Source organism: Paraburkholderia mimosarum LMG 23256 = NBRC 106338 (genome assembly GCF_000739815.1).
GTDB lineage: Bacteria > Pseudomonadota > Gammaproteobacteria > Burkholderiales > Burkholderiaceae > Paraburkholderia > Paraburkholderia mimosarum.
The window spans coordinates 324684-348918 of record NZ_BBJJ01000001.1; the positions used below are offsets into that span (position 1 = coordinate 324684).

Sequence of the window (24235 nt, forward strand, 5' to 3'; positions counted from 1 at the left end):
GCACGCCGGCGATCAGGGAGCGATCCAGCCGGAGACCCATGTGTCGCCAGCGCGTACGAAACGCGCTCGTTCGGGACGATCCCCGTCCGAGAGATCGAGCCACTCGAGGCGGGCGGGTTTGACCTCGACGACGCAAAAGTGTTTCAGTCCTTCCTCGGGGCCCGGAATGCCCGGCTGCGTGCCGAACGCATCGCAGGGCTGGCTCATCGGCGAGCCCGGCGCGAGCAGCGTGCGATACGCCACCAGACTTCGATCGTCGCTGGAATGCCAGGCGTCGACTCTCGCCGGCCCATCGCGGATGATGCGAGCCTCGCCGTGCACGCGAATTTGCAGGTTGCGGTCCGTATCGACAGCCACTAGCGCGATGCGCGGCTCCCGGCTCAGTGCGGCGACTTTCGGCGAACGCAAATCCGTGTGGAACGTCAGCAGGTTTTGCGCTTCGCACACGCTTCGCAGCAACACGGTGCGCACGTCAGGCGCGCCGTCGAGGCCGATCGTCGCGGCCTGCATCGCCTTGAAGGGTTGCGGACCCTCGCGGGTTGCGGCGGCGAGACATTGCCATAGCCGCGTATAGATCCGTTCGAGACACATGGGCTGATGTCCTCTGGCCGGTCATGGAGTGCCTGCGGAAAGACCCCCCGTCGTGAATCCCCTGGTCAGAAACCCGCCGCCGGCGCTGGAACCCGCTCCGCATGCATGTTCGCTGCATCGGCGCGATTGGCGACCAGACGCCGGAAGTACGCAATGGTCGCGTCGAGGCCCGCGTCGAGCGAGGTGTGCGGCGTCCAGCCGAGCAGCGTGCGCGCGCGTTCGATCGAAGGGCAGCGACGGCATGGATCGTCCACGGGCAGCGGGGCAAAGGCGATCGTCGACTTCGAACCCGCCAGTGCGATGACGCGTCGTGCCGTGTCGAGCATCGATATTTCCTCGGGATTGCCCATGTTCACGGGGCCCGTGGGCGGCGTCGCGCACGCCATCATGCGCATGAGTCCGTCGATCAAGTCGTCGACGTAGCAGAAGCAGCGTGTTTGCGAGCCGTCGCCGTAGACGGTCAGCGGTTCGCCCGCGAGCGCCTGCATGACGAAGTTCGAAATCACGCGGCCGTCGCGCGGATGCATGCGCGGCCCGAACGTGTTGAAGATCCGCACGATGCGCACGTCGAGCCCATGCTGGCGCAGGTAGTCCATGCACAGCGTTTCGGCGCAGCGCTTGCCTTCGTCGTAGCACGAGCGCGGACCGATGGGATTCACATGCCCCCAGTAGTCTTCCGTTTGCGGATGGCTGCGCGCGTCGCCGTACACCTCGCTCGTGGATGCCTGCAGGAGCTTCGCGCGCACGCGCTTGGCGAGCCCGAGCATGTTGATCGCGCCGTGCACGCTCGTCTTCGTCGTCTGCACGGGATCATGCTGATAGTGAACCGGCGAAGCGGGGCACGCGAGGTTGTAGATCTCGTCCACTTCGACATAGAGCGGAAACGTCACATCATGGCGCATCAGCTCGAAATTGGCGTTATCGAGCAGATGCGCCACGTTGCGCTTCGAACCCGTGTAGAAGTTGTCGACGCACAGCACGTCGTGGCCTTGCATCACGAGCCGCTCGCACAGGTGCGAGCCGAGAAAGCCCGCGCCACCCGTCACGAGAATACGTTTGCGGATCAGTTCTTTCACGTTTGCCGTCCTTTGGAAAGTTGGCGAGACCGCCGCTCATGCCGCGACTTCGCGCAAGGCGAGATCCCAGTCGTGCGCGAAGCGGCCTATGTTGTAGCGTTCCAGCGCGGTGCGCCGCGCGCCTTCGCCGAGCCGCCGCGCGAGCGCCGGGTCGTCGATGAGCGCGCGCATGCGCTCGACGAGCCGCTCGACGCGCGTATCGACGAAGCCGTTCTCGCCGTCGCGTATCACGGTTGCGAGCTCCGTCGTCGCGAGCCCGACGATGGGCATGCCGACCGTCATCGCTTCGACGATGGCAAGACCGAGGCTCGTCCAGCGAATCGGATTGAAGAAGAACCGGTAGCGCGAGACGAACCGGGCCAGCTCGACGTTGGAAATCTCGCCGATGCCGCCAAGGCTTTGCGCATCCATGCCGACGAGGTCGAGCGGGACGTCGCGCCGCACGCGTTCGAACACATCGGCGCCCAGCCGTCTGCCACGCTCGCGCAAATGATTGACGACGACGATGCCGCGCCGCAGCTGGCCCGAATAGCGCGCGTTTCCGGGTACGAGTACGCCGTGCTCGATCACCCGTGTGGGTGTGCGGCCGTTATCCCACATCAGCGCGTTGAAGGGCGTGACGTGCACGAGCAAGGCGCCGCGATCGTTGACCCAATGGCGCTGCTCGAAAGGCGCTTCCTGCGGCGGGTCATGTTCGATGTACACGCGTGGCAGCCGGCGTTGACCATCGCTGAGGAGTTCGAAGCGGTCACGCTCCCAATGACTGCGATGCTGATACACGACCACGTCGAAATCGCTCGATGCAACGTCTTCGGTCAGCACCTCGTGGACGTTCGCCCCCCAGGGCAGCACGCCTGCGCGTCCGGCGTAGCCCACCGGCCGTCCGGGCCTCGTCACGACGTGGAATTCGTGGGGCGCCTGTGTGAGGTAGTAGAGGTAATTGCCATGAACGTGCCAGGTGAGCACGCGCAAGGGCCGCGAATTTCGCATCAGCATGCCCGGCTCCTCCTTGTCGTTGCGGCCTCGGCGTGCGCGCCGCGCGCGAAGGCCGGCGCGCTCATGTCGAGGAGATGCGCTTGCGCAAGCGCTGCGACCTGTTCGGCCGTCACGTTCAGCGCGCATGAATGGTCGTATGGGCAGGTGTGGAACGAGCAGGGGCGGCAAGCGGGCCAGTCGGCGATCACGCGGTGCCGCGCGTGATCGAGCGGCGCCCAGCGCCGCGTGTCGCTTCCCGAGGCGATCACCACGCTGTGCGTGCGCATGGCCGCGGCCACGTGCGAGATGCCCGTGTCGTTGCACACCACGAGCCGTGCCATTTCGACCAGCGCCGCGAGTGCGCCGAGCGTGGTCTCGCCCGCGAGATGGTGGGCCGTCTGCGTCATGGCGCCGAGCACGCTCGCCGTGAGTTCGCGTTCGCGCGTGGTGCCCGTGACGGCGATCTGCCAGCCCTCGAACGCCAGCGTGTCGGCGACGGCGGCGAAGCGCGCGGCGGGCCAGCGCCGCGAGGGCAACTGCGCGCCCGGATGCACGAGCACGAGGCGCGCCGGATCGAGCCCGAAATGGCCCACGATGTCGGCGCACGCGGCGCGGTCCGCTTCGTGCAGCGGAAACCAGAGCGCGTCTTCACGCAGTGCCTGGCCCCGCGCGCCGAGCGCATGCATGAGCGCGAGGTAGCGCTGCGATTCGGGCAGCGCATCGGGCCACGGCAGGTAGCAGCCTGGCGGCGGCTTTTCGCCAGGCTGCGTGAAGCCCGCGAGCGCGCCCGCGCCGAACGCATCGACGAGCGTGTTCGCCACGCCGCCGCTGCCGTGGAGCTGGATCGCGAGGTCGAAGCAGCGCGTGCGCATGGCGTCGAGAAAGGCGGGCAGATCGCGCTCGTCCTCGGCTTGTTCGGGAAAGCCGCGCGCGCCGGGAAAGACGATCATTTCGTCGATCAGCATCGGATAGCGCGACACGAAGTCGTGCGCCCACGGCAGGCCCACGAGGGCGATGTGCGCATCGGGGCAGGCGGCGCGCAGGGCGCGCAGCGCGGGGACGCTGCAGAGCATGTCGCCGAGCTGCAGCGCGCGGAAGACGACGATGCGCCGTGGCGCGAGCGCGTCGGGAAAGGAGAGCATGGGCGCATCCATCAGAGGAACCACACGCGGTAACGAACGGCTCCCTGGAGCCGCCAGAAGATCGATAGAAACGGAATCCACAGCGACGTCCAGATCATTTCGCCCACATGGCGTGCATCGTGGCGCGTATCGCGCAAGCGGCGTGCGCAGAACACAGCCGTGAGCGCGAACCATGCGGTGAGCGCGGCCAGCGCAATCTTCGGCTGCCCGCATGCCAGCGCGACAGCGAATGCGAGCACACTGATAAGCACACCATAGTAAAGTAGCGGCGGCCCCGAGCCGATGCGTTCGCGATAAAGCGCGGGATGCTTGCGAAACAGCAGCGCCTCGAAGCGGCTCTTGCGTTGCTGTGCGAGACTCACGCCCCAGCGGGCGGGGCGCACGGGGTGCATGACCACGGCGTCGTCGGCGCGCACGATTCGAGCGCCCGCTTGCAGCATGGCGAAATGCAGGTCCGAATCCTCGCGCCAGGCCGCCGTGAATCGTTCGTCGAAGCCGCGCACCCGCACCAGCGTCGCGCGTTGCACGAACGCGTTGGCGGTGGCGAATTCGGCGTGCGCGAGGCCGCTCGCGTCGCGCTCGTAATCGCTTGGCGGATCGCCCAGCGGCATGACGATGCGGCCCGCCGCGGCCTCGGCATGCGCGAGCGCCGCGAGTCCGGCTCGCAGCCAGCCTCGATCCGGCACGGTGTCGTCGTCGGTGAAGGCGATGAGTGGCGCGCGCGCGGCGCGCCAGCCCGCGTTGCGCGCCGCCGCCGGCCCCTGGGTCTCGCGTACCGGGAGGTAACGCACGGCCAGGCCGCGCGGCGCATGCTGCGCCGCTGCGCGCTCGACCACGGCGCGGGTGGCATCGCTCGGGCCGTCGTCGCAGACGATGATCTCGTAGTCGTCGGGCGCGAGGTCTTGTGCGCACAGCGCGGCGAGACACGATTCGAGCAGCGCAGGACGGCGGTACGTGGGTACGACCACGGCAATGCGCACATGCTCCAGCAGCGCGCCCGGGTAGCCGTCGAACACCGGCGCTTCGGCGCCGATGGGCCGCGCCTCGCGCAGCTCGACGTCGGCGGGCCTCATGCGCGCGCCTCGCGCTTGCGGACCAGGAACGGGCCGATGACGAGTGCATCGAGCGGCGAGGTCCAGAACGATTCGAGCGCGTCGCGCGGGGAGTTCACCATCGGCTCGCCGCGCGTATTGAACGACGTGTTGACGAGCACGGGCACGCCGGTGCGCCGCTCGAACGCTGCGACCAGGTCGTAGTAGAGCGGATGCTGATCGCGGTTGACGGTCTGGATGCGCGCGGTGCCGTCGACGTGGCGCACGGCCGGAATGCGATCGGCCTTCTCGGGCCGCACGTCGAAGATGAACAGCATGAACGGCGCGCGCTTCCCGCCCACGAACCATTCGGCGGCCCGTTCTTCGAGCACGACCGGCGCGACGGGGCGAAAGTCCTCACGGTCCTTGATCTCGTTGAGCTTCGCCTGCATGCCGGGGTCGATCGGCGAGGCGAGGATCGAACGGGCGCCCAGGGCGCGCGGACCGAACTCGGTGCGCCCCTGAAACCAACCGATCACCTGGCCTTCGGCGAGCAGTTGCGCGGCTTCCTCGGCGATGTTGTCGAGGCGCCGGTAGGGCGTCTTCGACCAGCGCAGGAATTGCTCGATGGTCTGATCGTCGAAGGCGGGGCCGAGGTAGGCGTGGTCCATTTGCCAGTGCCGCGCGACGGGCTCGCCCGCTGTCTGCGCGGCGTCGCCGCGCAGGCGGTAGTCGGTCCAGAGCGCCGCACCGAGCGCGGTGCCCGCGTCGCCCGCCGCGGGCTGAACCCAGATGTCATCGAATGGGCCGTTGTCGCGCACGTACGAATTCATCACGCAGTTGAGCGCGACGCCGCCCGCCATGCACAGTTTCGAAAGGCCCGTGCGGGCGTGGAGCCAGCGCACCATCTCCAGCACGGTTTCTTCGAGCACGCGCTGCAGCGAAGCGGCGATATCGAAGTGGCGCTGCTCCAGCGGGCCGCCGCGCTCGCGCGGCACGCCGAAGCGGTCGACGAGATGCGGGTCGGCCACCGTGTAATGACCGTTGCCGTTGTACTGCACGATCTCGCGGAACTGATCGAGATAGCGCGGCTCGCCGAACGAGGCGAGTGCCATGACCTTGTACTCGTCGGAGGAATGCAGGAAACCCAGCCAGCCCGTCACGGATTCGTAGAGGAGTCCGAGCGAATGCGGCAGCTCCACCTGGGTGATGCGTTTGTACCGTCCGCCGCGGAATTCGCCCAGGCTCGTCGTCACGCCTTCGCCGCGTCCGTCCATGGTCAGCACGGCGCATTCGTCGAAGGGGCTCGCGAGGAAGGCGCTCGCTTCGTGCGCGAGATGGTGCTCGACGTTGTGCCACGCAAAGCCGTGTTCCCGGTCCACCCCCGCAAAGCGTTTGCGCAGATGATGCGGTGCGCCGTCCAGCAATTGCGCGCGGGCGTTCACGATATAGGTGAGGAAGAGCGGATCCCAGGGCGAGGCGTTCGTCTCCATGCGCGCACGCGACGGATCGAGCGGCAACGCAATCGTCGCGCCCGGTTTCGCCGGCATGTCGGGAAACAGCGCAGGATCGTACGAGTAGGCGACGTGATCGACTTCGGCGAGCGTGATGTTGGCCTCCTTGAGGCAGGCATCGATGGCGTCGAAGGGCAGTTGCCATGTCGAGAACGGCACGGGTCGCTTGGCGTGCTTGACGTGTGTGAAGCGCTCGTCTTCGGCGGCGGCGATCACCACGCCGTCGTGGACCAGTGCGGCGGCGCTGTCGTGGTAGACGGCGTTGATTCCGAGGGTATACATGAACGGTCTCCCGTTGCGGACGGCCATGCTGGCATGGGGCTGCTGCCAGATGAACTCAGGGTGGCAAGGATCGGACGGCCGCAGGAGCGAGCCCGCCAGCCTCCTCGAGCAGTTCGCGCGCGGCTTGCGCGACATCGCCGGGCGGCACGCCGCGCAGGCACGCGTGATGGCCTTCGGGGCACTCGCTGCGATAGCACCAGCGGCATGCGACATCGCGATACAGCAGGCGGTGCGGCGTCATCCACGGCGTGTGCTGCGGATTCGTCAGCGCATAGAGATCGACGACCGGCTTGCCGAGCGCCGAGGCCAGATGCGCAGGGCCGCTGTTGTTCGCGATGAGGAGCGACGCCCTGTCGAGCAAGGCGATCAGTTCGCCGAGCGTGAGCGAGCCCGCGAGATCGACGAGGCGCGCACGCGCGACCGGGCGAGAAAAGTGCATGACGTCGCGCGTCAACTCGCTTTCGGCGAGGTTCCCGGTGAGCAGGATCGGACAACGCGCCGTGGGCGCGAGCTGATCGAGCGCTTCGGCGAAAAGCGCTGGCGGATAGCGTCGCGACGGAGCGCTGGCGCCCGTGTGCACGACGATCCAGGGTTCGGCAGGATCCACACCGTGCATGCGCAGCTTGTCGGCGAGCGTGGCGCATGCGGCGCGATCCACGGTGAGGCGCAGCCGCGCGTCGGCGGGATCTTTGAGATTGGCGCCCACGCTGCGCACGAGCGCGAGTTGGCGCTCGACTTCGTGACGCAGGTCGGCGTGCGGTTCCTGCTCGGGAAGCCATGTCGTTAGTAATGCGTAAGGATTCTCCCGGCAATGCGCGAGGCGTCGCTCGATGCCGGCGAGAAAGCATAGGGTCGCCGCCGGCAGTGGATTCTGGCTGTAGACGGTGAAGATCGCCGCGGCGTCGAACGCGCCCGCGCGCAGGCGCGCAAGGAGCGCGGCTTCATCGTCGTTCGAAGCCGCTCGCGCGCCGCCGGTCCACGGCGCGTGGTATTCGATCACCTCGTCGACGTCGGGCAGGTAGCGCGCCAACGCCGCACCCGCTGGGGAGGTGAGCAGCGTGATATGCCGGTCAGGCGCGCTTTCCCGCAATGCGTGCAGCGCGGGCGTGGTCATCAGCACGTCGCCTAGCTGGTCGAGGCGCACGCAGAGAATGCGCTTGACCCCGGCGTCCCACGCCGCGCCCGGCGGCCGCACGCGTGGCGAGCGCGCGTGCGCGTCGCGCGGCGCGATGGCGAAGGCGGTTCCGTTCATCGCGGCGCCTCCTGTACGGCATGTGGGGTGACCGCGTGTGCGTTTCCTTCGTAGTGAAATCGCTCGACGATCACCTGCGCCGCCTCATGCAGATTCGCCACGATCGCATAGGGCAGGCGCGCGGGCGCGCTCTGCCACTCGGTCTCGTTCCCGCAATCGACGAGGATCGCGCGGCAGCCGGCGCGATTGCCGGCCTCCACGTCGTCGAGAATGTCGCCGACCATCCAGCTCCGCGCGAGGTCGATGCCATGTTCGCGGCTTGCGCGCAACAGCATGCCCGGCTGCGGCTTGCGGCAATCGCAATCGCACGCCCAGGGCGCCACATGGCCGAGCGGATCGTGCGGGCACCAGTACGCGGCGTGCAGCGTGGCGCCGCAGTCGGCGAACATGCGATGCAACCGCTCTTCCACACCGGCGAGGGCCGTGTGCGCGAAGCGCCCGAGCGCGACGCCTCGCTGGTTGCTCACCACGACGAGACGCAGCGGCGTACGTGCCAGCAGCGCCAGCGCGTCGGCGACGCCCGGCGCGAAACGCATGCGGCCGGGAGCGACGTTGTACGGCACGTTTTCGAGCAGCGTGCCGTCCTTGTCGAGAAAGACGGCGGGACGCGTGGCGCTCGGCCCGTTGGGTGCAGCTTTCTGCATACCGATGGTTCCTCAGCCGATGGCGCGGCGCACGCGTCCCTGGGCGGCTTCGCCCGTACCCTCGCGAGTGCCGAGGGTCGCGCCCGCGAGTTGCGCATAGACGTCTTCGAGTTCGAGGCCGATCTGCCGCCACGTGAAGTGCGCCTCTACGCGCGCGCGTCCTGCTTCGCCCATCGTGCGGGCTAGCTCGGGGTCCGCATGGACGGCCAGCAGCCGCTCGGCGAGCGCGTGCGGGTCGCGCGGCGGCACGAGCCAGCCGGTTTCGCCGTGGCGCACCGTGTGGCGGATGCCGCCCACATCGGCGCCTATCACGGGCGTGGCGCACGCCATCGCTTCGACCGGCGTGATGCCGAACGGCTCGTACCATGGCGTGGTCACGAACACGTCGGCGGCGCTATAGAAGTCGCGCAATTGCGCTCGCTCGCGCCGTCCCACGAAGGTGACGTGCGGCTCGATCCCGCACTGGCGCGCAATGCCACGCAGGCGGGCGATCTCGGGCGTGGCGATCTCGTTGGGCGTATCGGCATCGCCGCCCACCACGTAGAGCGTGGCCTTCACACCATGGCGTGCGTGAAGCTCGGCCACGCCGCGCACGACGTTGTCGATGCCCTTGCGCTCGACGAGGCGCCCCAGTTGCAGGACGCAAAACGCGTCGGCGGGCCATCCGACCCGGCGCCGCGCCTGCAGACGATCCACGGGCGAGAACTCGCCCGGATCGAAGCCGCAAGCGATCACGGCAATGCGCGAGGGATCGGCGCGATAGTGCTCGAGGAGATCGGCCTCGTCGGCCGGGCATTCGGCGATGAGGCAGTCCGCGCGCCGCACCAGTTCCTCCTCGATGGCGAAACGCTCGTCGGGGAAACCGTCGTTGGCGCCCTGATGGAGCCGCCGCACGCGTCCGAGCGCATGGAACGTCATGACGAGCGGCACGCGCAACGCGTCCTTCACGGCGAGCGCGGCGAGCCCGGACATGAAGAAGTTCGCGTGGATCACGTCGTAACGCTGCGGCTCGCTGCGGCAGAAATCCACGAGAAACCGGGCGAATTGCGGCATGTGAGCAAGCAGCCGCTCCTTGGGCAATTGCATGGGCGGCCCGGCGGGAACATGAATCACGCGCACGCCGTCCATATGCGAGATGGGAGGCAGCAGTGCGCGGTCACGCCGCGTGAACACATCGACCTGATGACCGGCACGGTGCAGTTGACGGGCCACGTGCGCGACGTAGATGTTTTGTCCGCCGGTATCGACGCCGCCCGCGACGGCGAGCGGCGATGCGTGTTCACTGACGAGTGCGATTTTCATGGTATGTCCTCGCGAGAAGTGGGCGGCGGGCGCGGGGTATCGGAAAGCGTCTTGATGAACGCGGCGGAATGTTGCACCGGGTGCAACGGCGCAAGCGCAAGCGCTGTGCCACTGGTTCGGAGTGCGCAGCAGACCGCATGCAAGGCCACGCGAGTCGCATGAACGGTGCGTGTGCGGTCGATGCGTATCGGCGCGACAATCCGCAATGCGTGCGCGGCTGGACGGCGCACTTTTACACCGAGGGTGAAGACGTTTCGAAAAGGATGCGAAAGCGCGTTGCCTGGTGTATCCGCGCGGGCGCGCCAATTGCGCATGTATGCGCTTCACGAACGCTCCACAGGAGGCTGGCGGACGATGAACGGAGCCACGCCGAGCCGGCGCGCCGTGCGCACGGGCATCTTGCGCACGCTGGGCGAGGCGTTGTGGCAGCACCGCAGCGCCACCGCAGCCGCCACTTCGCTGATGATCCTCGCGCGCCTTGGCGCCGTTTCGGTGCCGATCGCGCTCAAACATCTGATCGACGATCTCGGCCACGCCCACGCGCTCGCGACGCTGCCGGCGCTGCTCGCGCTCGCCTATGCGCTGCTGCGCTTTCTTTCCGACGCGCTCGGCGAGGCTCGCGACGTGGCGTTCAGCATCGTCGTGCAGCGCGCGGTGGCGTCGTTGCGCGAGCGCGCGTTCGCTCAGCTGCACCGCCTGGGCGCGCGCTTTCATGCGCAGCGCGAAACGGGGGCGATCGTGCGCGACGTTCAAAAGGGCGCGGATGGTCTGGGCTTTCTGCTCGGCACCGCGCTCTTTTCGGTCCTGCCCACGGTGTTCGAAATCGGCGTAGTCGTCGCCATCGTGGCGTCGCGCTACGACAATGCCTTCGTGCTCGCAATCGCCGGCACCTTTGTGTGCTATGCCGCGTGGACGGCAATCTACACGCGCTGGCGGCTCGCGTTTCAGCGCGCCGTCAACAGGCTCGAAGCGCAGGCCGATGGACGGCTCGTCGACAGCCTGCTCAATCAGGACACCGTCAAATACTTTTCGACGGAACAGCACGAAGTGACGCGCCTGCGCGGCGTGCTCGACGAATGGGTGCTGGCGCGCACGGCGAACCAGCGCGCGCTGACCGCGCTGCACGTGGGCCAAAGCGGTGTGGTCGCGGCGGGGATCGCGGCCGTGATGGTGATCGCCGTGCACAACGTGCTGACCGGCGCGATGACGGTCGGCGATCTCGTGCTGATCAACGCGTACATCATTCAGGTGTGCGCGCCGCTCAACACGCTCGGCTTCGTGTTCCGCGAGGCGAACGACGCGCTCGTCGATGTCGAGCGGCTGTTCGGCATTCTCTCGGTGCGCGGCACGCCCGGCGAGGACGAGGACATGCCCACTGCGCACACGCTCATGGTGCACGAAGGTGAAGTGGCGTTCCGCCACGTCGATTTCGGCTATGACGCGGGGCGGCCCGTGCTCCACGATGTTTCGTTCACGGCGGCGCCCGGGCGCACGGTTGCGGTGGTGGGCGGCAGCGGGTCGGGCAAATCCACGCTGATCCGGCTGTTGTTCCGCTTCTATCAGCCCCTGCGCGGCAGCATCGCCATTGACGGCCAGGACATCCGGCACGCCACGCAAACGAGCCTGCGTGAAGCCATCGGCATCGTGCCGCAGGACACCGTGCTATTCAACGAAACCATCGCGTACAACATTGCCTACGGGCAGCCGCGCGCCACGCGCGCCGACGTCGTGCGCGCCGCGCGCGCGGCCCAGCTCGACGAACTGATCGAGCGCCTGCCAGACCACTACGAAACGCGGGTGGGCGAGCGCGGCGTGCGGCTTTCGGGCGGCGAGCGGCAACGCATTGCGATTGCGCGCGCCATCCTCAAGAATCCGCGCATCATGGTGTTCGACGAGGCGACTTCGGCACTCGATACACGCTCGGAGCGTGCGATCCAGAACGAGCTTCAGCGGCTCGCGCGCGGGCGCACGACGATCGTCATCGCGCACCGCCTTTCGACGATCGTCGAAGCCGATCTGATACTCGTGATGGAGCATGGGCGCATCGTCGAACAAGGGCGACATGACGCGTTGCTTGCGCGCGAGGGTGTCTACGCGAAGATGTGGGCGATGCAATGGCAGCAGGACGACCTCGAACATGCGGAGCGGCGGCTGGCGACGACGACGGTCAACGTAGCGAGTCTGCTCGCGCGAGTGGCCGCGCGGGTGCGCGAGGCGTCAGGGGAGGCCGCCGCCCGCGTGGCCGCGCAACCGGACGAAGGATTGTGGGCGACGGTGGCCGACAGCGATGCGTTGTTGCAGGCGCTCACCCTACTGGTGGCGAACGAAGTGGAGCACGCAGTCGACAATGGTGCGCAAGACGCGGAGTTCGCCATGCAGGCGAGCCCGGCGCGAGACAAGCGCAGCGTGCAGCTCGGCGCGCGCCGCGACGGCAATACCGTGCTGCTCGACGTGACGGGTGACGGCCCACGGCCCGCGCCGCTCGACGACAACGCGCTCGAGCGCATCGAAACATTGCTGCGCGAAGCGGGCGGGAGTCTCACGCTCGATCCGCAGAGCCAACGCGTGCGCTACGCCGTGGCGCTGCCGATGCACGCGGTGCTGCCCGAGCGCACGCACTCGCGCGGCGGAGAACTCGCGGGCCTGCGCGTGGTGGTGCTCGACGACGAGGTGGAATCGCGCGATGCGCTCGAGGCCGCGCTTGCGCTTCATGGCGCGACGGTGCAGCAGGAAGCCAGCGGCGCGGCGTGGCTCGCAGCGCTTCGCGAGACGCCGCGCAGCGCATGGCCCGACGTGGTGCTGTGCGATCTGCAGCTCGACGGCGAAGCGGGCGAGCAGATCGTGACGGCGCTACGCGCCATGGAGGCAGAGCAGGCGGCGCAGCGGGGCGTTATGGCTCGGCCGCTTCCGGTCATTGCCATGACCGGTCAGGTCGATCGCCTCGCGCCGGGCGGTGACGAAAGCGCGATGTTTGCCGCGCGTCTGGACAAGCCCGTTGCGGTCCACGCGCTGCTGGGCACGATCGCCGAAGCGGCGAAGCAAAACGAGGAGGGCAATCGCTGACTTCGCCTGGTGCCTCAGCGCACGCGCCGCTGGGAAATGTCTTCCAGCGTGTTGGCGATGCGCTCGCGCTGCGCGCCGTCACAGCGCGTGGCGATGTCGCCGAGCGAAAGCGTGCCCACGAGGCCGCGTTCGTGGTTCACCACGGGCAGCCGGCGCACCTGGGCCTCCGCCATGCGGCGCTGGACGACATTCACGTCCTCGTCCTCGTAACACCACTCCACGCCCGAACTCGCCACATGCGTGACGGTTTCCTCGCCCGTGCAGCCCTCGGCGAGCCCGCGCATGGCGAGGTCGCGGTCCGTGACCATGCCTACGATGCGCTCGCCGTTGCAGATCGGCAATGCGCCGATGTCGTGGTCGCGCATGATCTCGGCGGCGTGCCGGATCGTCGTCTCGGGCGCGATATGCAGGACGTCGCGTGACATCACTTCGCGAACCTGTGCCATGGTCTTCTCCTTGCGGGGTGGTGGCGCTGCTTGAGTGAGCGCGCGCGGCCGAAGCGTTGCGGCGGCACGTGCGGCGGGGGATCGCCTTCGGGCAGCGTGGGCGGCTGGTCGTCGGGCTCGGCCGGCGGCAACGGCTGACGTTGCGGGTCGTCCTGCGGCCAGGGCGGCGGCAAATGGAAAGAGATCGCGAATGCGTACTGCATCGGCATGAAGGACTCCTTTGCAATGAATTCAGATGAGCGGCGTCCCGCCCGTGACCGCGATCGTCGCGCCCGATATGTAGCTGCCTTCCTGGGAGGCGAGCAGCACATAGGCCCCCGCCAGCTCGGCCGGTTGCCCGGGGCGCCCCATGGGCGTCGCCTTGCCGAATTCGCGCACCTGCTCGGGCGGCATGGTCGATGGGATGAGCGGCGTCCAGATCGGCCCTGGCGCGACGCAGTTCACGCGTACGCCGCGCTGCGCCACCAACTGCGCGAGGCCGCCCGTGAAGTTCTGGATCGCGCCCTTCGTAGCCGCGTAGGGGAGCAGCGTGGGCTTGGGCTTGTCCGCGTTGATCGACGCCGTATTGACGATCGCGGAGCCCGGCTGCATGACCGCGATCGCCTCGCGCGAAATGCGGAACATGGCGCCGATGTTCGTATCGAAGGTGCGGTCCCATTCCTCGTCGCTGATCGACTCGATCGATTCATGCGTCATCTGGTACGCGGCGTTGTTCACGAGCACGTCGAGCTTGCCCAGCTCGCCGACGGTCTTGCTCACGAGCTCGCGGCACCACGCACGATCGCGGATGTCGCCGGGCAGCAGCAGCGCGCGCCGGCCGGCTTCTTCCACCCAGCGGGCCGTTTCCTTCGCATCGTCGTGCTCGTCGTAGTACGCGATGGCGACGTCCGCGCCCTCGCGCGCAAAGGCGATGCAAACGGCGCGGCCTATGCCGCTGTCACCGCCCGTCACGAGGGCGACCTTGCCGGCGAGCCGGCCGCTGCCGCGATAGCTCGCTTCGCCGTGATCGGGTTGCGGGTCCATCGGGCCGGTGCGGCCCGGCGTGGTGTCTTGCTGCTGTCCGGGCATGGGCGGGACGGGGCGATGTTCGTTCATGGCGCTTACCTCGCTGTGAATGTCGAATACCTTCGAGCGCAATGGGCGTGCCGACCTGGCCGCCCGCCGTGGACAAGCGGGCGCGATGGGCCGCGCGCTTTCAGAGCGGGAGATCGAGGTGCGCGAGCGTCAGATCGCCGGTCTGCTTGACCCCGGCGGCTTCGAGCTTCGAATCCAGTTCCGCCTTGCGTGCGGCGATGCGCTGTCCGAGGCGCCCGAGGTCGAGGTTGCTCTTTCGCAGTCGCGGGAACAGATCGGCCTCTTCTTCCTGCACGTGGTGCCTGACCAGCTCCGTCATGACACGAAACGTGGCGTCGAAACCCGCGTGCAAGGGCGTCAACGTGGTAAAGCGCTGGATCAGCGATTTGACGAGGTAGTGCTCCACGCGCGCCTCATCCACGTCGAGTGTCAGCGCGGGGAGGGCTTCGCTCGCGGCGGGATAGAGCAGTTCCTCTTCGAGCATCGTGTGGACGGCCAGTTGCTCGCAAGCGCGCTTGACGAGCGCGAAGCGCGCGTCGGCCGTGGCCTTGTCCGCCGGCTCGAAGGCCGCGAACAGTCTCTCGACCGCCCGGTGATCGGCGATCAGTATGTCGAGAGCATTTTGTGCCTGCGAAGCGTGGGATGGCTGAGTCATGGTGTTCCCCGCGAAAGTGATGCAGCAGTCAGCGCATCGATCGTTCCCGGGGGGCCACCAAGCCGGGCTTCAGTATTCGGGCGCCGTGCTCACGGAACAGGAAAGCATGTCGCAATGCACGCCGAAGGGCGCACCGAATTCACGCAGCAATGATTCGAAGTGCGAAGGGTCGAGCGGGGAAGGCGGACCGAGCCGCGGCCGCAAATTCGCGAGCGCGCGACCGTATCGTTCGAACGTCGCGAAATCGCGCGGAAAGCGCGAGGTATCGACCCCGGCAAAGCGCCCGGCGTGGCGGGCACGCGCGAGCAGCGCGCGCCAGCGCGCAATGGGCGCGATTCCGACGCTTTCCGTGCCGTGCGAGAACAAGGTCATGTCGATTTCCTCGAATGGGGCCTCGGCGTCCAGGAAGCGTTGCAGTGCGTTTGCGGAAGGCTCGACGCCGAACAGCAGCCAGAACGGGATCGCATGGAGTTCCAGTGTAGAGAGCGGGTCCATCAGCATGAAGGAGTCCACGACGAGCCGGCGGCGCTCGATCGCGCTTTCCTCATACCAGCGCCGGTAAACCATGGCCGTGACGAAGCTCAGCGCTTCCGGCTCTTCGAAGCGGATTTCGACGATGCGCCATCGCATCGGGCCGGCCAACGCGGCGAGGTCTTCCATCAAGGCCGTGTCGAATCCCCATTCGGCCTCGGGCGCGCGGGTATCCGGAGCGGGCGGATCCCAGCGCGTTCTTGCGCTGCCATAGTGAGCAAGAAATGCGCGTACGCGCTCGCCGCCGTTGAAATACTCGTCTTCGGTCGCACCGCCCGTGGCCCCGAACTGAAAGACGGAGCGCTCGCTCGTGCGCGTGACCGCCCAGTCGCGCGTGCAATGCACCACGTAGAGCGTCGACCCGTGCTCCAGACTGCTCAGCAGGAACTCGCGAAACGCGAGCGGCAAGCGCCGATGCTTGAGGCGGAAATAGCGCATGCCTTGCAGCATCAGCCGGTCCTGATTCGGGTCGTGCATGTGGTGGACGGCAATGCGCTCGTCGGCGGCCAGCAGCGCTTCGACCACGCGCCGGCTCGCCGCGAAGCCGCGTTGCGCATCGTCGGGATCGCTGAACGGTGCACGCACGGGGCACAGAAACGTCTGCGGCAGCCAGGGCGCGCGCAGCGCGGCCGCGAGGTGGATCATCGCGCCGTTCGACGAGCCGACGAATGCACAGCGGTAGGGCACCTGCGGATAGAGACCCGCGAGCCATTGCGCGATACGTTCGATGTCGAGGTTGCGGGCGCGATGCGGATCGATGCCTTCGCTCATGCCGCCCAGGATATAGGCCCATTCGCGCTGGCGCTTCGGCATGGCGTTGATCGCGGGCATGAGGCGATCGAGCAGCGGCGACTGGCTCGGGCTCGAAAACCGTCTGCCGTGCAGCATGCTTGCGAGCGCCTGCGCCATGGCGGCGGCGGAATCGAATCGGGCGATGCCCGGAGGCGGCTTGCTCATCGATGCGGGCTCCTGAATAAATCGCTGCCTGCGGCCTTCAGGAACGGCGTGATCGCGAAGGCGAACGCATGCGGGGCGGCATAGTTGAGCGTGTGCGTGCCGCCTTCGATCGTCATCAGCGCACCGTGCGGCAGGCGTCGGGCTGCCTCGGCGGCCCATGCGAGCGGAACGACGGGATCGCGCGTGCCGGCGACGACGAGCGCCGGGGCCGCGACGCGCTTCAGGCGTTCGTCGATGGGATCGCGCACGAGCATGCGCATGGTGGCAATCGCGCGCCAGAGGCCCGCTTTGGCATAGTCGATGCGCCCGGGCGCGGCCGGCGTGCGCGGGCGTTCACGCCGGCCGTTGAGCCAGTCGCGCCAGGCCTGGCGGGGCAGCGAGCGAGCGGCCGGGTCCGGCGTGGGCGCCTGGAGAACGAGGCGATCGACGGCGTGCGGATAGCGGACCGCGAAATCGGTGAGCACCTGACAGCCAAACGAATTGCCGACGAACATCGCGCGTTCGAAACCGCATGCGTTGAGCCAGAGGCGCAGCGCATCGGCAAGCCGCGTGATGCTCAACACCTCGCGCGCACTGGCGAGCGGGCTTTCGCCGAAGCCTGGGAGGTCGGGCGCGAATACGTCGAAGTCGCGCGCCAGCGAGTGGGCGAGCGGCTCCATGTACCGGCTCGATATGACGAGGCCGTGCACGAGCACGACGGGCAGACGCGCGGGCGCAGGCGCGCGGCGCCGCGCGAAGCGAAAGAACATGCGGTAAGGCCCCGCCTGCACCGAGGCGCCTTCGATGCCGAGCCGGCGGCTGCCTTCGTCGAGCGCGCTGGCTTGCTTGAGCCTGCGCCATGTCAGCGATAGCCAGCCGAGCGCGATCGCAGCGATCGCGAGGCATAAAAGGGCAGGCACGAGGGACACGGACACGCTCCGGAGCGCAGAGGCTGTTGCTGCGATGACAGCAACGCGCGTGCCATCCGTTCCGATTGCCCCGGCAATCGCGGCTAGTTGCCGAGGACGTCAGCCAGGAAGCGCAGCACGTGGGCGTGGCCGCCGCGTTCCCATGCGTCGACGTGCGTGGCCCCGCCGACGATGGCAAGCCGCCGGGGCGCGCGAATTGCAGAAAAAAGCCGCGAAAATTGCGCGGGCGGGATCACGGAATCGGCGTCGCCGCCGTAGATGAGCGTCGGAGCGCGCACGGCGCCGATCTTGACGAGGTTGTCATAGCGGTCGCGCACGAGCCGCCGCAAAGGGAGCCCGCGCAGACGCACGGCGGCCACGTCAGCGATGCTCGTAAACGGCGCTTCGAGCAGCAACGCGGCTAGCGCGTGCTCGGTGGCCATTTGCACGGCAATGCCGGAGCCGAGCGAATAGCCATGGACGATGACATCGCGTGCATGTCGTGCTGCGAACGCGACCGCTGCGCGGCCATCGGCGTAGAGTCCCGCTTCGCTCGGCCGCCCCGGCGCGCCGCCGTATCCGCGATAACCCGCGAGCACGACGCCATAGCCCGCGTCGAGCAGCGCGTGCGCGATATGATAGCGCTGGCTCAGGTCTTCACCGTTGCCGTGGAAGAGAACGACCATCGCATGAGCCGGGTTCTCGGGCGCCGCGTATCCGCAGATCAATTCGTTGCCATCGGCGGAGCGCATGCGCACGTGATGGATGCGCCGTTGCGCGTCGTGGCGTAATGGGCCACGTCGCAGGCGTTCGCCGGGGTAGATGAGGCGGCCCTGCAACCAGTACAGCAACGCGAGAGCGGTGCCGTATGACAGCAGGAGCGCGGCCGCGACGGCCAGCGCGAGGCTGGAGAGCAGGGCGTGCATGATCTCGCTCGTGGGCGTCGCGCGCAGTGGTGCCACCGCGCGCCTGCTCGCAGTGTGAAAGCGATGCGGGCCGTACCCGCTACGCACGTACGCGATGGCTGTGCCGCAACGCCAGCGCGGCCAATGTACTTCGAATCGGGCAGTCGGTCGCGTAGCGCGCGCACGAGCCGCCATCGAAGCGCACCTCGCCCGCGATCTTTGCACGCAATGCGGAGGCGAGTTCGCGCGCGGCTTCGTCGTTCCTGCGCGAGCCGCTGGAAGCTGGCGCGCTGCGCGCGGCCAGGCGCTCACGCATATCGACGGTGGTCATCGTCTCACTCGTCGTGGTTCGGATGACGGCGCGCATCGCCTATGCCCGAAGACCGGGCGCAGCCGGTGCGCATGAGGGCTGGGCGCCGGTCGCGGCGCTTCTTGCGGCAGGACTGCAACGATGAGCGAAGCTGGGCGCACGAGGTCTGCCTTCACCGACGGGTATTGCTGGCTCTCCGGCGTGGCGAGGTTCGTCGACGGGCAGCCAGGCTGAACACAGCGACGACGCTCCATGAAATATCTTCCCCGGATTGCCGCGTTTGCGGGCCTGGCCGTCGCGGTCTGGCTCGTCTGGCACGCCGACGCGCGAGCGGTGCTCGGCTTGATGCGCGTGGCCGGCGCCGGGCTCGTCCTCGCGGGAATGGTCCATGTTCTGCCGATGCTCGCCAATGCAAGGAACTGGCAGATGCTGATGCGCGACCCGATCCGCCCGAACCTTTTTGGCGTGCTGCGCCTCGTCTGGATCCGCGAGTCCGTGAACGGCATGTTGCCCGTTGCGCGGATCGGCGGCGAAGTCGTGACGTTTCGCATGATGTGCAAGTGGGGCATGCAGCCGGCTCCCGCGATGGCCAGCCTCGTCGTCGACATTCAACTGACCCTCATCAGCCAGATGCTCTTTGCCATTGCGGCGATCGGCTATCTGATCGCTCTCGCGGGCTCGCGTGCGTGGCACCTCGCAGCAAGACTGGGCGGCGGCATTGCCATTTTCGTGGTCCTGCTCGCGGCGTTTTCACTCTTGCAGCGCGCGAGTCCGTTCGCTCGACTGACGAAACTGTTCAATCGCATGACGAGCGGCAAGTTCCGCTCACTCGTTGGGGAATCGGTGCAGATCGACGAGGCGATCAGCGGACTCTGGCAGCAACGCCGCATGATCCTTCGTTACCTGCTCATCTGGCAATCGCTCCAATGCATCGCGACGGCGCTCGAACTCTGGCTCGCGCTGCGTTTTCTCGGGGCGAAAAGCAATTTTTTGCAGGCACTCGCGCTCGAGTCGCTGACCCAGGCGCTCACCAGTATCGCGTTCTTTGTGCCCGGCGCGCTCGGCGTTCAGGAAGGCGGATTTTTGCTGATCGGCACGGCGCTAGGGCTCAATCCTCAGCTATGCCTCGCGCTCGCGGGCGCGCGCCGGATTCGCGACATCGTCGTCTTTCTGCCCGGACTCGTTGCATGGCAAGTCGTGGAATGGCGCGACAAGCGCCGGGCTCCGGCCCCCGGTAAAAGCGCTGCAGACGGTGAAGCGCGGTAGACACGCGCACCTGGTGTCAAGGGAAACGCAGAGACCGCCGCGTGCCCGAGCGATTTTCTCAACTCTCGTATTTGAACGACACCGACACCCGGGCCCGATATTCAACCACCTTGTCGTTCTCGATCTTGATGTCAAGCTTGCAGACCTCGGCGATACGCAGGTCACGCAGTGAACCCGCTGCCGTTTCCACCGCATTTCTTGCGGCTTCCTCCCATGAGGTCGGGCTCGTTCCGATGATTTCCGTAACCTTGTAGACACTGGATTCCGTGGTCATGTCTTTCTCCGCGTTGAAGTGGGCGAAGCCTACGTGGCGCATTTGGCGTGCCTTGCGCAGACGATGGCGGGAGCGAGGGCCTCGTGTACGTGACCGGAAGGTGGTCACGTTGGGGGGGTATCGTCAGCTTCGGTTCTTCGAAATAGTTTGCAAAACGAAATAAAAGTGTAATTTTATGGAAAGCACGGGTGCCAAGGAGGTTCTCCGAGCAACGGTTCCTACTTCGCAAATTTCGGAGACCAAATCGATGAGAGAACTGCGTATTGATGAATGGATGAATGGATGAATGGATGAATTGGAACGGGTTGCGGGGGCCACCATATCTGGCGATATCGTCGGAGCAGGTGTTCATCCTGGAATGGGTCCTTCGTTAACGGCATGGAGCAACGCCGTATCTGAGTTTCTACAGCCATGACAATCCCATTAATGCTTGTACTGACGACGCTCATCCCGGAAGTCAGGGGGCTTTCAAAAAACGAACTCGAATCCCTCGTGGAATCAGCGAGGCAATCGTCCATTCCGAGAATAAAGAAATATTCGGGGTACTCATTTGTCGTGTCATTCTTTCTTCCGCCCATCTTATTCGCGTCTGCATACATCAAATGGGGGGTGATTTCACATGAGATGCCATTCCTTTTTTGCGGAATGATAGGAATGTTAGGGTTGCTCTCACTTCTTTCAAACTCGCTTTTGACATCGATATTCAACACCATGATTCTCAAGCCAGCGATTCATGAGCAGCTGAACAAGAAACCGCGGCCCCTCAAGCCATCGGCTTGACGAACCCATCACTGCGATGTCTGTCTCGCGAATTCCCTCATCTGCGCGTATCGCTCAAAAATCCCTTGAGCATCTCTAGCGTATCCGCGTCCTCGACTGACTTGTCGGTGCGCCATCGCAGCATCCGTGGAAATCGGACCGCCACGCCCGACTTGTGCCGGGGGCTCGCCTGAATCCCTTCGAAGCCGATTTCGAACACCAGCGTCGGCGTGACGCTGCGCACGGGCCCGAACTTCTCGATAGTCGTCTTGCGCACGATTGCATCGACCCTGCGGATTTCTTCGTCGGTGAGTCCGGAGTAGGCCTTCGCGAACGGCACCAGCGTGCGCACGCCGTCGGCTTCGTCCCAGACCGCGAACGTGTAGTCGGTGAAGAGACTGGCGCGCCGGCCATGACCGGGTTGGGCGTATAGCAGCACGGCGTCGACCGAATACGGGTCGATCTTCCATTTCCACCAGGTGCCCGATGCCTTGGTGCGTCCGACACCGTACATCGAGATTCGCTGCTTCAACATCAGCCCTTCGACGCCGCGTGCGCGGCTTTCCTCGCGCAGCCGCGTGATTGCGGACCAGTCCGCGGCGACAACAACCGGCGATACGCGCAAGTCGACCGCAACCGTCCGCGGCAACGACTCGGCGAGCGTATCGAGCCGGGCACGCCGTATCGCGAGCGGTTCCATGCGCAGGTCGCGCGCGTCGGCTTCGAGCAGGTCGTATGCGACCATCGCAGCCGGCGATTCGCTGAGCACCTTTCTGGTCAGCGACTTGCGCGCGATGCGCGGCTGCAGACGCGCGAACGGTAGCGGCGCGCCGGCGCCGCGTTCCCACGCGAGAATTTCTCCGTCTATGACCGTGCCGTCCGGCAATGCAGCGCCGATTTCCGCGAGTTCCGGAAAACGCTCGGTCACGAGGTCTTCGCCGCGCGACCAGATCCAGACGCGTCCCGCGCGCTTGACGAGTTGCGCGCGAATGCCATCCCATTTCCATTCGATGATCCAGTCTGCGATCGGGCCCAGCGTCGCGGGATCGCTCTGCAAGGGATGGGCGAGAAAGAACGGATAGGGCAGGCCCACGTCGCTTGCTTGCGGTGTGTCGAGATCGTCGCCATCGGCTGCCGGGGCGATCAGCCGAAGATAGCCGGCCGCGCTCGGCGCCTTGTGAGAATGCGTCCAGCCGACGATGCGCTGCGCAATGCGCTTGTGGTCGATGCCGGCCACTTGCGCGAGCGCGCGCACGACGAGTTGACGCGACACGCCGACACGAAAACCCCCGCCGATGAGCTTGGTGAGCAAGAACCGCTCGCTCCAGTTCAATTCGTCCCAATAGGCAATGAGACGTTCGCGCACGTGGTCGGGCTCGCTGCCTCGCAAGATGAGCAGCCGCTGCTCGACCCATTGCGCGAGACCTAGCTCCGATTCGCGCGAAGCCGGCGGCAGCACATGAGCGATCGTCTCGGCCAGATCGCCGACGGCCTGATACGACTCGTCGAAGAGCCACTGCGGCAGGCCGGCGCGCTCGCGCGCGCATTCGGTCAGCACGCGAGTCGGCACCGACTGGCGAGGCTTGCCGCCCGCGAGGAAGTACGATGCCCAGGCCGCGTCTTCGGGTTCGGCGCCGGAAAAATAGGCGATCAAGGCGTCGAGCTTGTCGTTGGTGGAGGTCGTCGCGTCGAGCGCCGAGTAGAGCGCAGCGAACCGTCTCATGGCTGCGCGTTCTCCGTGGGGGCGGGCACGGCATCCGCCTCGATCGCGTCGCCGCCATATTCGGTCGTGAAGGTGCCGGCATCGAGTCCGCGTTCGGAAAGCCACCGCACCATGGGCTCGATATAGCCATGCGTGACGATCACGCGTTCCGCACCGGTTGCGTCGATGGCCTGCTGAAGGCCGGGCCAGTCCGCATGATCCGATAGCACGAATCCCCGGTCGACGCCGCGCCGGCGTCTCGCGCCGCGCAAGCGCATCCAGCCGGACGCCAATGCGTCGCGATAGTCGCCGAAGCGCCGCATCCAGGTGCTGCCTTGCGCCGAAGGCGGCGCGATGATCAGCGCATGGCTGAATGCGGCCTTCTCGCGCGCCGGGATTTCGGCCACGAGGCGCGTGACGGGCAAGTCGACGGCTGCCTCGCGGTAGATGCGATTCAGCGGCTCGACGGCGCCGTGGCAGAAGATCGGGCCGATGCCCCGGTCCACCCCGGCCAGCACGCGCTGCGCCTTGCCCAAGGAGTAGCAGAACAGCACCGAGGCCAGTCCCGCCGCCGCGTTGCGTCGCCACCATGCGTCGATGGCGTCGAATACGGCCTGCGAGGGCTCCCATCGGTAAACGGGCAAGCCGAATGTCGATTCCGTGATGAATGTATGGCACCGCACCGGTTCGAACGGTGCGCAGGTCGGGTCCGGTTCGATCTTGTAGTCGCCCGATGCGACCCATACGCGCCCGCCGTGCTCGACCCGCACCTGCGATGAACCGAGCACGTGCCCGGCCGGATGCAGCGACACGCGCACGCCGTTGATGTCGATCGGTTCGCCATACGCGAGCCCTTGCACCGGGATGCCGGGCAATCGTGCCAGCAACGCGCCCACTCCCGCCTGCGCGCAAAGGTAGTGGCGATGGCCGGGCCGCGCATGGTCGGCGTGCGCATGCGTCACGATCGCCCGCTCGACAGGCCGCCAGGGATCGATATGGAACGCCCCTGCCGGGCAGTACAGCCCCTCGGGATGCGCAACGATCAAATCGGAGGACGTCTCCATGTGTCTGCAGTCGCCGCTTTGACGACGGCCGGGGGCCGGGCGGGGATTGTGAAAGAGAACTGAGGGTTGACGAAGATTCGCGCAGACAGCAATGGGCGTGCCTGATCAAGGCAATCGCGGAAGCCACGTCGGCGGCACGGCGGTTGCGGGAGTGTGCGCTACGTGCAGCCCATTCTTTCCAACGTGATCCATCGTACGAGGAGCGACGCCATGCCGTCATCTCATCACTCGAATGCCAGGAACCCGCAAATCCGCAAGTTCATCGATGTCCAAAAGGCGCTCAAAGGCGCGGACTATCCCGCGCAGAAGCAAGACCTGCTGAAGACCGCGAAACAGAACCACGCGGACGAAGACGTCATGCAGGCGCTCGCCGGGCTTGGCGACGAGACCTTCGAAAGTCCCGCGGCCGTTTCGAAGGCGGTCGGTAACGAGCAATAGGCTGTTGCCCATTCGTGCAGGCATCGGCGTCGACGCGGCGAAACGCGTCGGCGGGTCTGTGCGCGTGCTAAAGGCTGGCCACCTTTACCCAAAGG

General features: G+C 66.7%; 23 protein-coding genes. 3 read left to right on the forward strand and 20 right to left on the reverse strand.

The genetic code is table 11. From position 1 onward, the window contains the following. Positions 1 to 12 precede the first annotated feature (12 nt). From BMI01S_RS01415 to BMI01S_RS01455, 9 genes are all read right to left on the reverse strand, one after another. Positions 13 to 591: a pyridoxamine 5'-phosphate oxidase family protein gene (locus BMI01S_RS01415; protein ID WP_028229879.1), complete on the reverse strand. Its 579-nt coding sequence runs from the start codon at positions 589 to 591 to the stop codon at positions 13 to 15. A 65-nt stretch (positions 592 to 656) separates the two neighbouring features. Further along, positions 657 to 1667 (reverse strand): UDP-glucuronic acid decarboxylase family protein, encoded by a 1011-nt coding sequence (locus tag BMI01S_RS01420; protein ID WP_028229880.1) that lies wholly within the window; start codon positions 1665 to 1667, stop codon positions 657 to 659. A 36-nt stretch (positions 1668 to 1703) separates the two neighbouring features. Continuing rightward, on the reverse strand, positions 1704 to 2660 hold the full coding sequence (locus BMI01S_RS01425) for a glycosyltransferase family 4 protein (protein ID WP_028229881.1): 957 nt from the start codon (positions 2658 to 2660) through the stop codon (positions 1704 to 1706). Then, the gene (locus BMI01S_RS01430; protein WP_407668908.1) at positions 2657 to 3784 is read right to left on the reverse strand and encodes a glycosyltransferase family 9 protein; all 1128 of its coding nucleotides are present in this window, start codon (positions 3782 to 3784) and stop codon (positions 2657 to 2659) included. The genes BMI01S_RS01425 and BMI01S_RS01430 overlap by 4 nt, the downstream gene beginning before the upstream one ends. An 11-nt stretch (positions 3785 to 3795) precedes the next feature. After that, complete coding sequence (locus BMI01S_RS01435; RefSeq protein ID WP_081723287.1) at positions 3796 to 4857, reverse strand: glycosyltransferase family 2 protein; 1062 nt, start codon at positions 4855 to 4857, stop codon at positions 3796 to 3798. After that, positions 4854 to 6611, reverse strand: a complete 1758-nt coding sequence (locus tag BMI01S_RS01440) for a carbamoyltransferase family protein (RefSeq protein ID WP_028229883.1) — start codon at positions 6609 to 6611, stop codon at positions 4854 to 4856. Before BMI01S_RS01440 ends, BMI01S_RS01435 begins: the two co-directional genes overlap by 4 nt. 55 nt (positions 6612 to 6666) lie before the next feature. Continuing rightward, positions 6667 to 7863 (reverse strand): lipopolysaccharide heptosyltransferase II, encoded by a 1197-nt coding sequence (gene waaF / locus BMI01S_RS01445; protein ID WP_051381264.1) that lies wholly within the window; start codon positions 7861 to 7863, stop codon positions 6667 to 6669. Next, positions 7860 to 8507, reverse strand: coding sequence for a D-glycero-alpha-D-manno-heptose-1,7-bisphosphate 7-phosphatase (locus BMI01S_RS01450; RefSeq protein ID WP_042288006.1), 648 nt, complete (start codon positions 8505 to 8507; stop codon positions 7860 to 7862). The genes waaF and BMI01S_RS01450 overlap by 4 nt, the downstream gene beginning before the upstream one ends. A 12-nt stretch (positions 8508 to 8519) precedes the next feature. Next, the gene (locus BMI01S_RS01455) at positions 8520 to 9809 is read right to left on the reverse strand and encodes a glycosyltransferase family 4 protein (protein WP_028229884.1); all 1290 of its coding nucleotides are present in this window, start codon (positions 9807 to 9809) and stop codon (positions 8520 to 8522) included. 354 nt (positions 9810 to 10163) lie between these two features. Here BMI01S_RS01455 and BMI01S_RS01460 point away from each other — a divergent pair, with 354 nt between their 5' ends. Continuing rightward, positions 10164 to 12872, forward strand: a complete 2709-nt coding sequence (locus tag BMI01S_RS01460) for an ATP-binding cassette domain-containing protein (RefSeq protein WP_042288009.1) — start codon at positions 10164 to 10166, stop codon at positions 12870 to 12872. Positions 12873 to 12886: 14 nt separating this feature from the next. On the opposite strand, the gene BMI01S_RS01465 is transcribed toward BMI01S_RS01460, so the two are convergent. The 8 genes from BMI01S_RS01465 to BMI01S_RS01500 all read right to left on the reverse strand — a co-directional run bounded on the left by BMI01S_RS01465 (position 12887) and on the right by BMI01S_RS01500 (position 18658). Then, positions 12887 to 13318: a CBS domain-containing protein gene (locus BMI01S_RS01465; RefSeq protein ID WP_028210630.1), complete on the reverse strand. Its 432-nt coding sequence runs from the start codon at positions 13316 to 13318 to the stop codon at positions 12887 to 12889. Beyond that, the gene (locus BMI01S_RS01470; RefSeq protein WP_036018219.1) at positions 13297 to 13527 is read right to left on the reverse strand and encodes a hypothetical protein; all 231 of its coding nucleotides are present in this window, start codon (positions 13525 to 13527) and stop codon (positions 13297 to 13299) included. The genes BMI01S_RS01465 and BMI01S_RS01470 overlap by 22 nt, the downstream gene beginning before the upstream one ends. A 22-nt stretch (positions 13528 to 13549) precedes the next feature. Beyond that, positions 13550 to 14413 carry an SDR family oxidoreductase gene (locus BMI01S_RS01475; protein ID WP_028210631.1) on the reverse strand — a complete coding sequence of 288 codons (864 nt, stop codon included), beginning with the start codon at positions 14411 to 14413 and terminating at the stop codon, positions 13550 to 13552. Positions 14414 to 14513: 100 nt separating this feature from the next. Further along, on the reverse strand, positions 14514 to 15047 hold the full coding sequence (locus BMI01S_RS01480) for a hemerythrin domain-containing protein (RefSeq protein WP_028210632.1): 534 nt from the start codon (positions 15045 to 15047) through the stop codon (positions 14514 to 14516). Positions 15048 to 15116: 69 nt separating this feature from the next. Continuing rightward, entirely contained in the window at positions 15117 to 16535 is a 1419-nt protein-coding gene (locus BMI01S_RS01485; RefSeq protein ID WP_028210633.1) for a hypothetical protein, read from the reverse strand. Further along, entirely contained in the window at positions 16532 to 17443 is a 912-nt protein-coding gene (locus tag BMI01S_RS01490; RefSeq protein WP_244145261.1) for an alpha/beta fold hydrolase, read from the reverse strand. Before BMI01S_RS01490 ends, BMI01S_RS01485 begins: the two co-directional genes overlap by 4 nt. Before the next feature lie 83 nt (positions 17444 to 17526). Further along, complete coding sequence (locus BMI01S_RS01495; protein WP_244145260.1) at positions 17527 to 18384, reverse strand: alpha/beta hydrolase; 858 nt, start codon at positions 18382 to 18384, stop codon at positions 17527 to 17529. 43 nt (positions 18385 to 18427) lie between these two features. Beyond that, positions 18428 to 18658 (reverse strand): hypothetical protein, encoded by a 231-nt coding sequence (locus BMI01S_RS01500; RefSeq protein ID WP_028229888.1) that lies wholly within the window; start codon positions 18656 to 18658, stop codon positions 18428 to 18430. A gap of 231 nt (positions 18659 to 18889) precedes the next feature. Here BMI01S_RS01500 and BMI01S_RS01505 point away from each other — a divergent pair, with 231 nt between their 5' ends. Further along, on the forward strand, positions 18890 to 19903 hold the full coding sequence (locus BMI01S_RS01505; protein WP_036044071.1) for a lysylphosphatidylglycerol synthase domain-containing protein: 1014 nt from the start codon (positions 18890 to 18892) through the stop codon (positions 19901 to 19903). 58 nt (positions 19904 to 19961) lie between these two features. On the opposite strand, the gene BMI01S_RS01510 is transcribed toward BMI01S_RS01505, so the two are convergent. The 3 genes from BMI01S_RS01510 to BMI01S_RS01525 form a co-directional block, all read right to left on the reverse strand. Then, complete coding sequence (locus BMI01S_RS01510) at positions 19962 to 20177, reverse strand: dodecin family protein (RefSeq protein ID WP_028210637.1); 216 nt, start codon at positions 20175 to 20177, stop codon at positions 19962 to 19964. Positions 20178 to 20994: 817 nt separating this feature from the next. Further along, positions 20995 to 22659: an ATP-dependent DNA ligase gene (locus tag BMI01S_RS01520; RefSeq protein ID WP_028229890.1), complete on the reverse strand. Its 1665-nt coding sequence runs from the start codon at positions 22657 to 22659 to the stop codon at positions 20995 to 20997. Continuing rightward, positions 22656 to 23702: a ligase-associated DNA damage response exonuclease gene (locus BMI01S_RS01525; protein ID WP_028229891.1), complete on the reverse strand. Its 1047-nt coding sequence runs from the start codon at positions 23700 to 23702 to the stop codon at positions 22656 to 22658. The genes BMI01S_RS01520 and BMI01S_RS01525 overlap by 4 nt, the downstream gene beginning before the upstream one ends. 210 nt (positions 23703 to 23912) lie before the next feature. On the opposite strand from BMI01S_RS01525, the gene BMI01S_RS01530 reads away from it, so the two are divergent. Then, a complete protein-coding gene (locus tag BMI01S_RS01530; RefSeq protein ID WP_028210640.1) occupies positions 23913 to 24140 on the forward strand; it encodes a DUF2795 domain-containing protein in 228 nt (75 codons plus the stop codon). The last annotated feature ends 95 nt before the right edge of the window (positions 24141 to 24235 follow it).

What these genes read in the sequence shown, in the direction of transcription:
- BMI01S_RS01440 (WP_028229883.1), bottom strand. Translation starts at nt 6,611, where the DNA reads ATGTATACCCTCGGAATCAACGCCGTCTACCACGACAGCGCCGCCGCA.
- BMI01S_RS01435 (WP_081723287.1), bottom strand. Translation starts at nt 4,857, where the DNA reads ATGAGGCCCGCCGACGTCGAGCTGCGCGAGGCGCGGCCCATCGGCGCC.
- waaF (WP_051381264.1), bottom strand. Translation starts at nt 7,863, where the DNA reads ATGAACGGAACCGCCTTCGCCATCGCGCCGCGCGACGCGCACGCGCGC.
- BMI01S_RS01530 (WP_028210640.1), top strand. Translation starts at nt 23,913, where the DNA reads ATGCCGTCATCTCATCACTCGAATGCCAGGAACCCGCAAATCCGCAAG.
- BMI01S_RS01455 (WP_028229884.1), bottom strand. Translation starts at nt 9,809, where the DNA reads ATGAAAATCGCACTCGTCAGTGAACACGCATCGCCGCTCGCCGTCGCG.
- BMI01S_RS01475 (WP_028210631.1), bottom strand. Translation starts at nt 14,413, where the DNA reads ATGAACGAACATCGCCCCGTCCCGCCCATGCCCGGACAGCAGCAAGAC.
- BMI01S_RS01500 (WP_028229888.1), bottom strand. Translation starts at nt 18,658, where the DNA reads ATGACCACCGTCGATATGCGTGAGCGCCTGGCCGCGCGCAGCGCGCCA.
- BMI01S_RS01510 (WP_028210637.1), bottom strand. Translation starts at nt 20,177, where the DNA reads ATGACCACGGAATCCAGTGTCTACAAGGTTACGGAAATCATCGGAACG.
- BMI01S_RS01485 (WP_028210633.1), bottom strand. Translation starts at nt 16,535, where the DNA reads ATGAGCAAGCCGCCTCCGGGCATCGCCCGATTCGATTCCGCCGCCGCC.
- BMI01S_RS01525 (WP_028229891.1), bottom strand. Translation starts at nt 23,702, where the DNA reads ATGGAGACGTCCTCCGATTTGATCGTTGCGCATCCCGAGGGGCTGTAC.
- BMI01S_RS01520 (WP_028229890.1), bottom strand. Translation starts at nt 22,659, where the DNA reads ATGAGACGGTTCGCTGCGCTCTACTCGGCGCTCGACGCGACGACCTCC.
- BMI01S_RS01460 (WP_042288009.1), top strand. Translation starts at nt 10,164, where the DNA reads ATGAACGGAGCCACGCCGAGCCGGCGCGCCGTGCGCACGGGCATCTTG.
- BMI01S_RS01470 (WP_036018219.1), bottom strand. Translation starts at nt 13,527, where the DNA reads ATGCCGATGCAGTACGCATTCGCGATCTCTTTCCATTTGCCGCCGCCC.
- BMI01S_RS01505 (WP_036044071.1), top strand. Translation starts at nt 18,890, where the DNA reads ATGAAATATCTTCCCCGGATTGCCGCGTTTGCGGGCCTGGCCGTCGCG.
- BMI01S_RS01430 (WP_407668908.1), bottom strand. Translation starts at nt 3,784, where the DNA reads ATGCTCTCCTTTCCCGACGCGCTCGCGCCACGGCGCATCGTCGTCTTC.
- BMI01S_RS01415 (WP_028229879.1), bottom strand. Translation starts at nt 591, where the DNA reads ATGTGTCTCGAACGGATCTATACGCGGCTATGGCAATGTCTCGCCGCC.
- BMI01S_RS01465 (WP_028210630.1), bottom strand. Translation starts at nt 13,318, where the DNA reads ATGGCACAGGTTCGCGAAGTGATGTCACGCGACGTCCTGCATATCGCG.
- BMI01S_RS01450 (WP_042288006.1), bottom strand. Translation starts at nt 8,507, where the DNA reads ATGCAGAAAGCTGCACCCAACGGGCCGAGCGCCACGCGTCCCGCCGTC.
- BMI01S_RS01480 (WP_028210632.1), bottom strand. Translation starts at nt 15,047, where the DNA reads ATGACTCAGCCATCCCACGCTTCGCAGGCACAAAATGCTCTCGACATA.